At 69.2% G+C, this 14,576-nt stretch carries 10 protein-coding genes; 4 read left to right on the forward strand and 6 right to left on the reverse strand.

From position 1 onward, the window contains the following. Positions 1–4: 4 nt before the first annotated feature. Both ACXAFN_RS10410 and ACXAFN_RS10415 read right to left on the reverse strand, forming a co-directional pair. Positions 5–1,210 carry a CaiB/BaiF CoA transferase family protein gene (locus tag ACXAFN_RS10410; protein WP_474988478.1) on the reverse strand — a complete coding sequence of 402 codons (1,206 nt, stop codon included), beginning with the start codon at positions 1,208–1,210 and terminating at the stop codon, positions 5–7. 2 nt (positions 1,211–1,212) lie between these two features. Next, positions 1,213–2,172: a hydroxymethylglutaryl-CoA lyase gene (locus ACXAFN_RS10415; protein ID WP_474988480.1), complete on the reverse strand. Its 960-nt coding sequence runs from the start codon at positions 2,170–2,172 to the stop codon at positions 1,213–1,215. Between the two features lie 336 nt (positions 2,173–2,508). On the opposite strand from ACXAFN_RS10415, the gene ACXAFN_RS10420 reads away from it, so the two are divergent. Beyond that, complete coding sequence (locus tag ACXAFN_RS10420; RefSeq protein ID WP_474988481.1) at positions 2,509–4,095, forward strand: peptide MFS transporter; 1,587 nt, start codon at positions 2,509–2,511, stop codon at positions 4,093–4,095. A gap of 2 nt (positions 4,096–4,097) precedes the next feature. Beyond that, on the forward strand, positions 4,098–5,915 hold the full coding sequence (locus ACXAFN_RS10425; protein WP_474988483.1) for an aminopeptidase P family protein: 1,818 nt from the start codon (positions 4,098–4,100) through the stop codon (positions 5,913–5,915). Between the two features lie 295 nt (positions 5,916–6,210). Here ACXAFN_RS10425 and ntrC read toward each other — a convergent pair whose 3' ends face one another. The 3 genes from ntrC to ACXAFN_RS10440 all read right to left on the reverse strand — a co-directional run bounded on the left by ntrC (position 6,211) and on the right by ACXAFN_RS10440 (position 9,695). Then, positions 6,211–7,617, reverse strand: a complete 1,407-nt coding sequence (gene ntrC / locus ACXAFN_RS10430; protein WP_474988485.1) for a nitrogen regulation protein NR(I) — start codon at positions 7,615–7,617, stop codon at positions 6,211–6,213. Further along, positions 7,610–8,656, reverse strand: coding sequence for a nitrogen regulation protein NR(II) (glnL, locus tag ACXAFN_RS10435; RefSeq protein ID WP_474988487.1), 1,047 nt, complete (start codon positions 8,654–8,656; stop codon positions 7,610–7,612). The genes ntrC and glnL overlap by 8 nt, the downstream gene beginning before the upstream one ends. Before the next feature lie 472 nt (positions 8,657–9,128). Continuing rightward, on the reverse strand, positions 9,129–9,695 hold the full coding sequence (locus tag ACXAFN_RS10440) for a DUF4124 domain-containing protein (RefSeq protein WP_474988488.1): 567 nt from the start codon (positions 9,693–9,695) through the stop codon (positions 9,129–9,131). A 208-nt stretch (positions 9,696–9,903) separates the two neighbouring features. Between ACXAFN_RS10440 and ACXAFN_RS10445 the strand changes: the two genes are divergently transcribed. Further along, positions 9,904–10,620 carry a ZIP family metal transporter gene (locus ACXAFN_RS10445; RefSeq protein ID WP_474988490.1) on the forward strand — a complete coding sequence of 239 codons (717 nt, stop codon included), beginning with the start codon at positions 9,904–9,906 and terminating at the stop codon, positions 10,618–10,620. Between the two features lie 227 nt (positions 10,621–10,847). Here ACXAFN_RS10445 and glnA read toward each other — a convergent pair whose 3' ends face one another. Continuing rightward, the gene (gene glnA, locus ACXAFN_RS10450; RefSeq protein WP_474988492.1) at positions 10,848–12,254 is read right to left on the reverse strand and encodes a glutamate--ammonia ligase; all 1,407 of its coding nucleotides are present in this window, start codon (positions 12,252–12,254) and stop codon (positions 10,848–10,850) included. 493 nt (positions 12,255–12,747) lie between these two features. On the opposite strand from glnA, the gene typA reads away from it, so the two are divergent. Beyond that, entirely contained in the window at positions 12,748–14,574 is a 1,827-nt protein-coding gene (gene typA, locus ACXAFN_RS10455; RefSeq protein WP_474988493.1) for a translational GTPase TypA, read from the forward strand. Positions 14,575–14,576: the final 2 nt, after the last annotated feature.

The following is a 14,576-nucleotide window of genomic DNA, read 5'->3' on the forward strand; positions in this document are numbered from 1 at the left end:
GGGCTCAGATGATGCCTTGCTCCCGCAGCGTCTCGCGTTCGGCATCGGCCAGGCCCAGCTCGCCGAGGATGTCCTCGGTGTGCTCGCCCAGTCGGGGGACCGGGTGGTGGATCGCCGCGGGGGCCTCCTGCATCTTCACCGGGAAGCCGGTGGTCGGCACGCGGCCATGCTCGCCCTGGTCGAGCTGCAGCGTCATCTGCTGGGCCACCACCTGGGGGTCCTCGAAGGTCTCGCGCAGGTCGTGCACGCGACCGCAGGGCACGCCGGCGGCATTGAAGTGCGCGATCCACTCCTCCACGCCGCGGGTCTCGATCGCCCGGTTCAGGATCTCGCGCAGCGCCTCGCGGTTGGCCATGCGCCGCCGGTTGTCGGCGAAGCGCTCGTCGTCCAGCAGCGCCAGCATGTCCAGGGCGCCGAGGAAGCGCTCGACCATGACGTCGTTGCTCGGCGCGATGGCCACCTCGCCGTCGCGGGCCTGGAACAGGCCGTAGGGGTAGAGCATGGGATGGTCGTTGCCGGTGCGCTTGGGCACCTCGCCGGTGGCGAAGTATTCCGCCGCCAGGTAGCCCATCATGCCGATCAGGCCGTTGGTCAGCGCCGTCTCGACGATGTCGCCCTGGCCGGTGCGCTCGCGTCGCACCAGCGCCGCGCTGATGCCGAAGGCCAGGTTCTGGCTGGCCACCATGTCGCTGATCGGCGGCGCGGCGCGCATCGGCTCGCCGCCCTCGCGGCCGTTGACGCCCATGAAGCCGCTCATCGCCTGGGCGATGAAGTCGTAGGCCGGACGGTCGCGGTAGGGGCCGGTGGAGCCGAAGCCGTTGATGCGCCCCACCACCAGGTGCGGGAAGCGCTCGCGCAGGGTGGCATCGTCGAGCCCCATCTTGCCCATGACGCCGGGGCGGAAGTTCTCCACCAGCACGTCGGCATCCTCCAGCAGCCGATTGAGGATCGCCTTGCCCTCCTCCCGGCGCAGGTCCAGGGTCAGGGAGCGCTTGTTGCGATTGAACTGGGCGAAATACCAGCTGAAGCCGTTCACCATGTTGCCCTGGGAGCGCACGATGTCGCCGCGCCCGGGCGGCTCGACCTTGATCACCTCGGCGCCGTGGTCGCCGAGCATCTGGGTACAGAAGGGCCCCGAGATCACCCGGGTCAGGTCGATGACCCGGATGCCCTGCAGGGAGCCCGTGGCGGGGGACGCGGTATCCGGCATGCTCATCCTCTTGCGGTGGGTACGGCGGCGCAGTCGCCGAGCGCCAGGCGGGGGCCGGCCTTGGACACCTGGCCCGGCAGGTCGCGGCCCATCAGTCGAGTGGCGAGGCGGGCGGCCTCGACCATGCCGTCGAGGTCGATTCCGGTCGCGATGCCCATCTCGTCGAGCAGGTAGACCAGGTCCTCGCTGGCGATGTTGCCCGAGGCGCCGGGCGCGAAGGGGCAGCCGCCGAGCCCGCCGATGGAGCTCTCGTAGCGGTCCACGCCGAGGGCGAGCCCCTGCATGACGTTGGCCAGGCCGATGCCGCGGGTGTTGTGGAAATGCAGCGTGGGCACGATCTCGGGGGTGACCTCGCGCAGATGGCGGATGCGCTCGGCGACCAGCGGCGGCGTGGCCATGCCGGTGGTATCGCCGAGCGACACATGGCGGACGCCCAGCCTGGCGAGGTGCCGGGCGATTCGCCCCACCGCCGCCACCTCGACGTCGCCCTCGAAGGGGCAGCCGAAGCTGGTGGCGATCGCCCCGCGCAGCTCGATGCCGCTGCCCCGCAGTGCCCTCGCCACCTCCTCGAACCCGGCCAGCGATGCCTCCACGGTGCGATTCACGTTCTTGGCGTTGTGGCTCTCGGAGGCCGAGACGAACATCACCACGGCATCGACCCCGGCCTCCAGCGCCCGCTCGGCGCCGCGCGGGTTGGGCACCAGCGCCGACAGATGAACGCCGTCGAGGCCGCGCAGCTCGGCCACCAGTTCGCCGGCATCGGCCAGCGCCGGCACGGCCCGGGGGCTGACGAACGACGTGATCTCGAAGGCGCTGACGCCCGCCGCCACCAGGGCGTGGACCAGCGCGAGTTTCTCGGCGGTGGGCAGCACCACCGGCTCGTTCTGCAGGCCATCGCGGGGGCCCACCTCGGTCACGCTGACCCGGCGCGGCTGACGCGCGAAACCATCGGGGGCGGGCATGGCAACGGACTCCTTTCCGGAATGCGGCTCGTCGACAGGGCGTCGACTCACTATAGGCAGTGGCCCGCACGGCTCACATTAGCCTTTTGTTGATGAGCGGGCCGCACGCACGCTCGACCCCGGGCTTACAGGATCGCGCCATCGTCTTGAGCCGACGGCGCCCAGGCGTTTCGCCGACTAACAAAAATCCATAGAATCGTCCGCGATATTCGCGCCTGGCAGCAAAAAGGCCATCAGAAGACGATCAAGGCAGCACCGTCATCTGCATGATGGCACCGAACCATCTCGCCCGGCGCGGCCAACAACGCCACAAGCAAGCGACAAGGCAGACGCTTCATGACTTCCACCCCCGACGCCACCGGCTCCCGACGGGACCGCGGCTTCTTCGGCCATCCGCGCCCCCTGGGGCCGCTGTTCTTCACCGAGATGTGGGAGCGCTTCTCCTACTACGGCATCCGCCCGCTGCTGGTGCTGTTCATGGCCGCCAGCCTCCTCGACGGCGGCCTGGGCTTCGACGAGAAGACCGCCTCGGCCATCGTCGGCCTCTACGCCGGCGCCATCTATCTCGCCGCCCTGCCCGGCGGCTGGCTGGCCGACAACTGGCTCGGCCAGCGCCGCGCGGTGTGGTACGGCTCGGTACTGATCGCCCTGGGCCACCTGGCGATCGCGCTGTCGGCGCTGTTCGGGGCGCCGGCCTTCTTCGTCGGCCTGATCCTGATCGTGCTCGGCTCGGGGCTGTTCAAGACCTGCATCTCGGTGATGGTGGGCGGCCTCTATGACGACGGCGACGTGCGCCGCGACGGCGGCTTCGCCATCTTCTACATGGGCATCAACATCGGCGCCCTGCTGGCGCCGCTGCTCAGCGGCCTGCTGCTGGAAACCGGGGGCTGGCACTGGGGCTTCGGCATCGGCGGACTGGGCATGCTGGCCGCGCTGCTGATCTTCCGCCTGTGGGCGATACCGGCCATGCGGCGCGCCGACCGCGAGCGCGGCCGGGACGCCAGCTGGGACGCCCCGGCCCAGCGCCGGCGCCACGTCGGCGCTTGGGTGAGCGGTTTCCTGGCGCTGCTCGCCGGCCTGGTGGCGCTGGCCGCCACCGGCGTCGTCCATATCGACGCCCGCGCCCTGGCCGGCACCATGACCACGGTGCTGATCGTGGTAGCGCTGGGCTTCTACGCCTACCTGATGCTGTTCAGCGGCCTGAACGGCGACGAGCGCGCCCGGGTCACGGTGTGCTTCGTGCTGATCGTGGCCGCGGCCTTCTTCTGGGCGGCCTTCGAGCAGCAGCCCACCTCCTACAACCTGTTCGCGGCGAACTACACCGACCGCGGCCTGTTCGGCTGGGAGATCCCCACCGTCTGGTTCCAGTCCCTGAACCCCATCTTCATCGTGCTGCTCGGCCCGCTGTTCGGCTGGCTGTGGCCGGCCCTGGGGCGCCGCCGCCTGGAACCCGGCAGCCCGATGAAGTTCGTGCTCGGCCTGCTGCTGGCCGCCTGTGGCTTCGGCCTGATGGTGCTGGCCGCCCAGCGCGTGCTCGACGGCCCCGGCCTGGTCTCGCCGCTGTGGATCATCGCCAGCATGCTGCTGCTGACGCTGGGCGAGCTGTGCCTGAGCCCGGTGGGGCTGTCCACCATGTCCGGGCTCTCGCCGCGGCGCACCCAGGGCCAGTTGATGGGCCTGTGGTTCACCGGCTCGGCGCTGGGCAACCTGGTCGCCGGGCTGATCGGCGGCCACGTCAATCCCGAGGAGGTCCAGCAGCTGCCGGAGCTGTTCGGCCGCTCGGCCATCGCCCTGGTGATCTTCGCCGCCGTGCTGCTGTTGCTCGTGCCGGTGTTCAAGCGCATGCTCGGACACCATCGCCTCATCGACCCGTCGGCCGCCCATCGCGCGAGCGCCGATGCCACCTACCAGACAGGAGCCTGAGCATGTCCTCATCCAGCGCCGACACCGCACGCCAACGCCTCCAAGCCCTGCGTGAGGCCATGCGCGAACACGCCATCGACGCCTGGTGGCTGCCGTCCTCGGACCCGCACAACTCCGAATACCTGCCGGAGCACTGGGCCGGCCGGGCCTGGCTGTCGGGCTTCGACGGCTCGGTGGGCACCCTGGTGGTGACCCGGGACGCCGCGGGCGTGTGGGTCGACAGCCGCTACTGGGTCCAGGCCGAGGAACAGCTGGCCGGCAGCGGCATCGAGTTGATGAAGCTGCAACCCGGCCAGGCCGATGCGCCGATGCGCTGGCTGGCCGAACGACTCGATGAGGGCGCCACCCTCGGCTTCGACGCCGACGTGGTATCGCTGGCCCATGCGCGCCGCCTCGAGGAACTGCTGACCCCGGCGGGCATCCGCCTGCGCGGCGACCTGGACCTGCTCGACGCCATCTGGCCCGATCGCCCGGCGCTGCCCGAGGCGCCGCTCTACGCCCACCCGGCGGCCTACCTCGACGAGACCCGCGGCCAGCGCCTGGCCCGGGTGCGCGCGGCGATGGCCGAGCACGGCGCCGACTGGCACCCGATCTCGACCCTCGACGACATCGCCTGGCTGACCCAGCTGCGCGGTGCCGACGTCGAGTTCAACCCGGTGTTCCTCGCCCACCTGCTGGTGGGCCGCGACGCCGCCACGCTGTTCGTCGCCCCGGGCAAGCTCGATGACGCCCTGACGTCGGCGCTGGCCGACGACGGCATCGCGGTGGCCGACTACGCCGACTGGCATCGCCGCCTCAATGCGCTTCCGGGCGAGGCCCGCGTGCTGCTCGACCCGGCCAAGCTGACCCTGGGCACCCGCCAGGCGCTGCCCGAGGGCGTGGCGCTGGCCGAGGCCTACCAGCCCAGCACCCTGGCCAAGGGCTGCAAGAGCGACGCCGACCTGGCACACATCCGCGTGGCCATGGAGGAGGACGGCGCCGCCCTGTGCGAGTTCTTCGCCTGGCTGGAGGCGGCGCTCGAACGCGGCGAAACCGTCACCGAGCTGACCGTGGACGAGGAGCTCACCGCCGCCCGCGCCCGGCGCCCCGGCTTCGTCAGCCGCAGCTTCGGCACCATCGCCGCCTACAACGCCAACGGCGCCCTGCCCCACTACCACGCCACCCCGGAGGCCCACGCCACCATCGCAGGCGACGGCCTGCTGCTGATCGATTCCGGCGGCCAGTACCACGGCGGCACCACCGACATCACCCGGGTGGTGCCGGTAGGCGAGATCACCGACGCCCACCGCGAGGACTACACCCGGGTGCTCAAGGGCACCATCGCCCTGTCCCGGGCCCAGTTCCCGCGGGGCATCCCCTCGCCGCACCTGGACGCCATCGCCCGCGCCCCGCTGTGGGCCAGCGGCCGCGACTACGGCCACGGCACCGGCCACGGCGTGGGCTACTTCCTCAACGTCCACGAGGGCCCCCAGGTGATCGCCTGGTACGCGCCGGCGGCGCCGCACACCGCCATGCAGCCGGGGATGATCACCTCCATCGAGCCCGGCGTGTATCGCCCGGGCCAGTGGGGCATCCGCATCGAGAACCTGGCCGCCAACCGCCCCGCCGAGGCCAGCGAGTTCGGCGACTTCCTGCGCTTCGAGACGCTGACCCTGTGCCCCATCGACGCTCGCCTCATCGACGTCGCTCTGCTCGACCCCGCCGAGGCGGACTGGCTCGACGCCTACCACGCCGAGGTACGCAGCCGCCTCGCACCCAGGCTCGAGGGCGACGCCCTGGCCTGGCTCGAGAAACGCACCCAGCCGCTAGAGCGCGGCTGAGCGGGTTCTGCTCTACCATTGAGCCACACCCGAAATAACGAGGGGCGCCGGCATAACCAGCGCCCCTCTTGCTTGACTCAGAGACCGCCGCCCCCTACGCCTCGCTCCTCACACCTTTCCGCTAATCCTCCGCCATCTCCGGCAGCAGCGTCTTGAGCTTGCCGGCCCTTGAGAGAGCGCGTATTGCGCCCTCGGCCCAGCAGCTCGAAACTTAGTCCTCCGCCATCTCCGGCAGCAGCGTCTTGAGCCTGCCGGCCCTTGAGAGAGCGCGTATTGCGCCCCCAGCCCAGCAGGTTCAGTCCTCCGCCATCTCCGGCAGCAGCGTCTTGAGCTTGCGGGTCAGCGTATTGCGCCCCCAACCCAAGAGCTCGGCGGCCTCGCCCTTGCGTCCGCCGGTGTGCTTGAGCGCGGTCTCGATGAGGATCTTCTCGAAGTCCGGCACGGCCTCTTCCAGCAGGTGGGTATGGCCCGCGGCGAGCGCCCGGTCGGCCCAGTCGCGGAAGGCCAGACGCCAGTCGCCGCCAGCGGCGCCCTCGCCGCCCTCGCGCAGCTCAGGTGGCAGGTCCTCGACCAGCACCTCGCGGCCGGAGGCCATCACGGTCAGCCAGCGGCAGGTGTTCTCCAGCTGGCGGACGTTGCCCGGCCAGGCCAGCCGCGTCAGGTGCGCCTCGGCCTCCTGGGTCAGCACCTTGACGTCGGTGGCGAGCTCCTTGGCGGCCTCGGCCAGGAAATGCCGCGCCAGGCGGGGAATGTCCTCGCGCCGGTCGGCGAGCTTCGGCAGGTGGATACGGATGACGTTGAGGCGATGGAACAGATCCTCGCGGAAGCGTCCCTCGTCGACCAGACCCTCCAGGTTCTGGTGGGTGGCGGCGATGATTCGCACGTCCACCTTCACCGAGGTATGGCCGCCGACCCGGTAGAACTCGCCGTCGGCCAGCACCCGCAGCAGTCGGGTCTGGGTCTCGGCGGGCATGTCGCCGATCTCGTCGAGGAACAGGGTGCCGCCGTCGGCCTGCTCGAAGCGCCCCTGACGCTGGGCGGTGGCGCCGGTGAAGGCGCCCTTCTCGTGGCCGAACAGCTCGGACTCGATCAGGTCGCGGGGGATCGCCGCCATGTTCAGGGCGATGAACGGCTTGCCGGCCCGCGGGCTGTGCTGGTGCAGAGCCTGGGCGACCCGCTCCTTGCCGGTGCCGGACTCGCCGTTGATCAGCACCGTGATGTGCGACTGCGACAGTCGACCGATGGCGCGAAACACCTCCTGCATGGCCGGCGCCTCGCCGATGATCTCGGCGTCCAGGCCCTCCGGGGCGTGCACCGGGCGCCGGCGCTCCCGGGCATGGGCCACCGCGCGGCGCACCAGCGCCAGGGCCTCGTCGACATCGAACGGCTTGGGCAGGTATTCGAAGGCGCCGCCCTGGTAGGAGGCCACCGCGCTGTCCAGGTCGGAGTGGGCGGTCATCACGATCACCGGCAGCTCCGGGTGCGCCTCGCGGACCCGGGCCATCAGGTCCAGGCCGTCGAGGCCGGGCATGCGGATGTCGGTGACCAGCACGTCGGGCGGATTCGCGAGCAGCCGCTCCAGCACCCGGTCGGCCCGGTCGACGCACTCGACCGCCAGATCGGGCTGTGCCAGGGCGCGCTCCAGCACCCAGCGAATGGCACGATCGTCATCGACGACCATGACGCGTGCGGCTTCAGTCATGGGAGGTCTCCAGCGGTATCAGCAGTCGGAATTCGGTGTGGCCCGGTCGGGAATCGCACTCGATCAGCCCCTGGTGTTGGTGGAGGATCGACTGGGCGATGGACAGCCCCAGGCCGCTGCCCTCGGCGCGGCCGGACACCATGGGGTAGAACAGCGTCTCCTTGAGCCCCTCGGGAATGCCGGGGCCGTTGTCGAGGACGCTCACCTCGCAGACCAGGCGATGGCGCTCGGCGCCCAGGGTGAACTGGCGACGCGCCCGGGTGCGCAGCACCAGGGTGGGGCCCTCGATGCCGGCCTCGGTCATCGCCTCCACGGCATTGCGCGCCACGTTGAGGATGGCCTGGATCATCTGGGATTCATCGCCGGTCAGGTCGGGCAGGCTGGGGTCGTAGTCCCGGGTGATCGTCACCTCGGGGTGTTCCACCGACACCAGGGCGCGCACCCGCTCCAGCACCTTGTGGATGTTCAGCGGCTCGTGGTGGTTGACCCGGTTGGGGCCGAGCATGGAGTCCACCAGGTCGCGCAGCCGGTCGACCTCCTCGACGATGATGCGGGTGAACTCGGTGAGCTGGGGGTCTTCCAGGTCGCGTTCCAGCAGCTGGGCGGCTCCGCGGATGCCGCCCAGCGGGTTCTTGACCTCATGGGCGAGCCCGCGGGCCAGCACCTTGATGGTCTCCTGGCGGGTCTGCAGGGCCTCCTCCCGGGAGATGCGCAGCAGCCGGTCGCGGGGCTCCACCTCCAGCAGCAGCTCGTCCGGCGACAGCGGCGTGACGGTGTAGTCCACGGTCTGGACCTCGCCGGTCGGCAGGGTCAGCCGTGCCTCGCGCTGGGTGAAGGGATGGAACTCGTCGCGGGCCTTGGCCAGCAGCGCACCGATGTCCTGCTCGGCGTCGACCAGCCCCGGCAGCGCCAGGCCGGTCACCCGCGACCGGCTCAGCGCCAGCAGCGCCTCCGCCGCCGGGTTCATCCAGCGCAGCCGCAGCTGGCCGTCCAGCAGCAGCACGGCAGTGGTGAGGTGTTCCATGAGGCGTTGATACATGGGTACATTCCCGGCAACGAAGTGAACGGTCACCCCGGACCTTGGCGATGAGCCCCTTGCACGGAGATCGGTGCAAAGATCAGTGCAATAAGCGCGCCACTTTGGGGAAGGCCGCCTCACGGCGCCCCAGGGCGGTCCGAGGCTTGGGATACGCACCACTTTAGTGCACCACCCTGGTGCACGCACTGTCAGGCAGCGCTCAATCGTCGGCCGGCGCTTCGCGAGGGTGCGAGCGGAGCTTGCCATGCTCCCGCGGGAATCCGTGCCGAGGGTCGTCTCCCCGCTTCGGGCGCACGTCCTCCCGAGGGCGGTCGACGCCCAGGCGTTCGGCGTGCCGGAAGGCCCGGCCCTCGCCGACCCGCTCGGCATGGTCGAAGGCGTCGAAGCCGCGCTCGCCGCCCGCGGGCGGCGGATGGCAGGGCCTGGGTGAGCCGTCCGGGCACAGCGGCCGAGGCGCCCGGCGAGGGGGCAGCTAACCGGCCGGGTTGTTGGGGTTGCGCGGCAGGTTGATGCTGGCCCGCTGGACGTAGAGGGTCACCGCGGGGGTGCGGTGGCGCACCGCGCCGCTGGCATCGAGCAGCTCGGCCTGCACCACGTGCTCGCCGCGGTTCAGGTTGGAGAGCTGGAAGGTATCGGTATGCATGGCCGACTGGCTGAGCCGGCCGTCCAGCAGCAGGCGCACCCGATGGTCGTCGCGCAGTTCGGGGCGGATGGTCAGCCGCACCTGGACATTGCCGGCGGCGCCGGTCGGCAGGGTCGCCTGCGGCTCGGGGGAGACGATCGCGAAGGCATCGTAGGGCATGAAGGGCTGGGGGGGCGCGTCGGCCCCGCCTTGCACCGCCGCGGGTCGCCCGGGAGCGCGCACCTCTCCCGACGGCACCACGGTGACCGGCTCGAGCTCCAGCGCCTCGCCGCCGCGCTGCGGGTCGTCGCTGAAGACCACGTTGCCCTGGGCATCGGTGGTGCGATAGATGGTCTGGGCGGCGGCCGGCAGGCCGACCACGAGCCCCAGCGCCAACATCAACAGTGCCTTCTTCATGGCTCTCTCCCGGCGGTTATCGACGCACATTCCCCATGGGATTCGGCCGCTCGGCGAGCGAGGGCCAGACCCGTTCGCGGCTGGCCGACGCGGCCTCGCCATGCGTCCAGCCTAGCCCGGACGAGCGGCGTCACGGAATCCGCCTTCGCGGCCGCGACGAATCTCGCTAGGATAGACCTCCGACACCCCGAGGCGAGGAACATTCGGCATGGACGCATGGCAACAGGTCGTGATCCTGACCCTGATGGCGGGCATGGCGATGCCGCTGGGCGGCTGGGTCGCCCAGGAAGAGCGCATCGGCCCGAACTGGCTCGAGACCGAGCTGCGCCACGGCATCATCGCCTTCGGCGGCGGCGCGCTGCTCTCGGCGGTGGCCCTGGTACTGGTCCCCCGCAGCTTCGATGCCCTGGCTCTAGGCCCGGCCGTGGGCTGGTTCCTGGCCGGCGGGCTGGCCTTCATGGGCCTCGACATCGCCCTCAATCGCAGCGGCGCCTCCGCCAGCCAGCTCGCCGCCATGTTGTCGGACTTCATCCCCGAGGCCCTCGCCCTGGGGGCGGCCTTCGCCTACGGCGGCGCCAGCGGCATGCTGCTGGCCCTGCTGATGGCGCTGCAGAACCTGCCGGAGGGCTTCAACGCCTATCGCGAGCTGCGCGAGAGCACCCACTACTCGAGCCGCCGCCTGCTGGCGCTGTTCTTCGCCATGGCCTGGCTGGGCCCGCTGGCCGGCCTGGGCGGCCTGTGGTGGCTCGCCGCCTATCCCGCGGCGGTGAGCGCCATCATGCTGTTTGCCGCCGGCGGCATCCTCTACTCGGTGTTCCAGGACCTGGCGCCCCAGGCCCGGCTGGAACGTCATTGGGGGCCGCCGCTCGGCGCGGTGCTGGGCTTCGCGCTGGGCATCGCCGGGCATATGGTGCTCGAGGGGTGAGGTGAGAGGCGTGAGGGGGAAGGCGTGAGGTGCGCGGCGGGCGACGCGTAGAAGGGTAATGGCCCATCGCCCGACGAACCAATCTGCCCTCTCTTTTCTCCTCACCCCTTACCTCTCGTCCTTTACCTCCTCGCTCCTCACCCCATACCCCTTACCCCTACATAAAAAAAGCACGCCCGCAGGCGTGCTTCCATGTGCCGGGGCGCGGCGCCAGGCGCCGCGCGGCCTCAGCAGCTGTAGTACATGTCGAACTCGACCGGGTGCGTGGTCATGCGCAGGCGCTCCACGTCTTCTTCCTTGAGCTCGATGTAGGCATCGATCATCTCGTCGGTGAAGACGCCACCCTCGGTCAGGAAGGCGCGGTCTTCGGCCAGTGCCGCCAGGGCCTGGTCCAGGCTCTCGGCCACGGTCGGGATGGACTTGCCTTCTTCCGGCGGCAGGTCATAGAGGTTCTTGTCCATGGCGTCGCCGGGGTGGATCTTGTTCTTGATGCCGTCGATGCCGGCCATCAGCATCGCCGCGAAGCACAGGTAGGGGTTGGCGGTCGGGTCGGGGAAGCGGGCCTCGACGCGCTTGCCCTTGGGGCTCGCGGTGTAGGGGATGCGGATGGAGGCGGAGCGGTTGCGGGCGCTGTAGGCCAGCATCACCGGCGCCTCGAAGCCCGGCACCAGACGCTTGTAGGAGTTGGTGGAAGCGTTGGTGAAGGCGTTCAGGGCACGGGCGTGCTTGATGATGCCGCCGATATAGTACAGCGCCATCTCGGAGAGGCCCGCGTACTCGTCGCCGGCGAACTGGTTCTGGCCGTCCTTCCAGAAGGACTGGTGGACGTGCATGCCGGAGCCGTTGTCACCGACCAGCGGCTTGGGCATGAAGGTGGCGGTCTTGCCGTAGGCGTGGGCCACGTTGTGCACCACGTACTTCATTTCCTGAAGCTCGTCGGCCTTCTTCACCAGGGTGTTGAACTTGACGCCGATCTCGTTCTGGCCGGCGTTGGCGACCTCGTGGTGGTGCACCTCGACGGACTGGCCGATGGCCTCCAGGGTGTTGCACATGGCGCCGCGGATGTCGTGGAAGCTGTCCACCGGGGGCACCGGGAAGTAGCCGCCCTTGACCCGCGGACGGTGCGCCAGGTTGCCGCCCTCGACCTGACGGTCGGTGGCCCAGGCGCCTTCCTCGGAGGTGATCTTGTACATGGCGCCTTCGATGTCGGCCTTCCAGTGCACCTCGTCGAAGATGAAGAACTCGGGCTCCGGGCCGAAGAAGGCGGTGTCGCCCAGGCCGGTGGACTGCAGGTAGGCCTCGGCGCGCTTGGCGATGGAGCGCGGGTCGCGCTCGTAGCCCTGCATGGTGGCCGGCTCGATGATGTCGCAGCGCAGGATCAGGGTGGCATCTTCGGTGAAGGGGTCGAGGAAGCCGGTGCCATCCTCCGGGCGCAGAATCATGTCGGACTCGTTGATGCCCTTCCAGCCGGAGATGGAGGAGCCGTCGAACATCTGACCGTTCTCGAAGAACTCTTCGTCGACGTCACGGGCCGGAATGGTGACATGCTGTTCCTTGCCTTTGGTGTCGGTGAAGCGCAGGTCGATCCACTTCACGTCGTGTTCTTCGATCAGGGCGAGAGTCTTCTCGGACATGAGGTCCTCCAGGTAATGGCTGGTTATCGGGTATTCCGCTTGTCTCTGTCGCCGGTCGCGATGCTGTCCAGTCGACGTTGTAGCATGCCGCAGGCGTGATGCCCACGCCGCCATGCACGACCATGGCACTGCCCCAAATTATGCAGAGGCCGTGCCAAAATGGCGCCATCCACCACCGACATCGGCATAATGAGCTGACAAGCAAGGAGAAAAAAAATCGCGCCAAGAGAGTGCAAGATCGGCACCGCGCCCCATGCCCTCTCATGGCCCGCCGAGAGGCGCCCCAAAACGCCCCACAATGGCGCAACGCCCCTCATGTCGCACCATAAAGGTGCACGACGCATCGCCCCGCCGACGCCGCCCCGCCACACGCCGCAGGTCCTTGAATCCATGGGCCGGACGCGGCTCACCCGCGGATTCCCGCCGACAAGGCTGGTAGCGCCAGGGTCCTGACCCTATAATGCGGCCCCACTTTTCCCAGCAGGATCCCGTCGTGATCGAGAATCTTCGCAACATTGCCATCATCGCTCACGTCGACCACGGCAAGACCACCCTGGTCGACAAGCTCCTCCAGCAGTCCGGCACCCTGGACCGCAAGGCCGAGGGCCAGGAACGGATCATGGACTCCAACGACCAGGAGAAGGAGCGCGGCATCACCATCCTGGCCAAGAACACGGCGATCCGCTGGCAGGGCCCCGACGACCGCGACTACCACATCAACATCGTCGACACCCCTGGACACGCCGACTTCGGCGGCGAGGTCGAGCGCGTCATGTCGATGGTCGACTCGGTGCTGCTGATGGTCGACGCCGTCGACGGCCCGATGCCCCAGACCCGCTTCGTCACCCAGAAGGCCTTCGACCAGGGCCTGAAGCCGATCGTGGTGGTCAACAAGATCGATCGCCCGGGCGCGCGGCCGGACTGGGTCATCGACCAGATCTTCGACCTGTTCGACAACCTCGGCGCCAGCGACGAGCAGCTCGACTTCCCAATCATCTACTGCTCGGCGCTCAACGGCGTGGCCGGCCCGGAGCCGGACCAGCTGGCCGAGGACATGTCGCCGATGTTCGAGGCCATCGTCGACATCGTCGAGCCGCCCAAGGTCGAGCTGGAAGCGCCCTTCCAGATGCAGATCTCGGCGCTGGACTACAACAGCTACGTCGGCGTCATCGGCCTTGGCCGCATCACCCGCGGCAACGTCAAGCCGAACCAGCAGGTCAGCGTCGTCTCCAAGGAAGGCAACACCCGCCGCGGCAAGATCGGCCAGGTGATGACCCACCTCGGCCTGGAGCGCGTGCAGACCGAGGAGGCCACCGCCGGCGACATCATCTGCATCACCGGCATCGAGGACCTGGCGATCTCCGATACGCTGTGCGACCCGGCCGCGGTCGAGGCGCTGCCGGCGCTGACCGTCGACGAGCCCACCGTGTCCATGACCTTCCAGGTCAACGACTCGCCGTTCGCCGGCAAGGACGGCAAGTTCGTCACCAGCCGCAACATCAAGGATCGCCTCGACCAGGAGCTGATCCACAACGTGGCGCTGCGCGTCGAACAGGGCGAGAGCCCGGAGAAGTTCATCGTCTCCGGCCGCGGCGAGCTGCACCTCTCGGTGCTGATCGAGAGCATGCGCCGCGAAGGCTTCGAGCTGGCCGTGGGCCGCCCCGAGGTGATCATCCGCGAGATCGACGGCGAGCAGCAGGAACCCTACGAAGAAGTCATCATCGACTGCGAGGAGCAGCACCAGGGCGCCATCATGGAAGAGCTCGGCTACCGCAAGGGCGAGCTCAAGAACATGAACCCCGACGGCAAGGGCCGGGTGCGCCTCGACTTCATCATCCCGGCACGCGGGCTGATCGGCTTCCGCGGCCAGTTCCTGACCCTGACCTCCGGCACCGGCATCCTGACCAGCCGCTTCGACCACTATGGCCCGCTCAAGCCGGACGCCTCGGTGGAGCGTCGCAACGGCGTGCTGGTCTCCATGGTCTCCGGCAAGGCCCTGGCCTATGCGCTGTTCGCCCTGCAGGACCGCGGCAAGCTGATCATCGAGCACGGCACCGAGGTCTACGAGGGCATGCTGGTGGGCATCAACAGCCGCGCCGAGGACATGGTGGTCAATCCCACCAAGGCCAAGAAGCTCGACAACATGCGCGCCTCCGGCAACGACGAGAATCTGGTGCTCACGCCGCCGGTGCGCTTCACCCTGGAGCAGGCCATCGAGTTCCTCGACGACGACGAGCTGGTGGAGATCACCCCCAACCACATCCGCCTGCGCAAGAAGCAGCTCACCGAGAACGAGCGCAAGCGCGCCAAGAAGAAGTAAGC

This window comes from Halomonas sp. ABH4_019 (assembly GCF_056159885.1).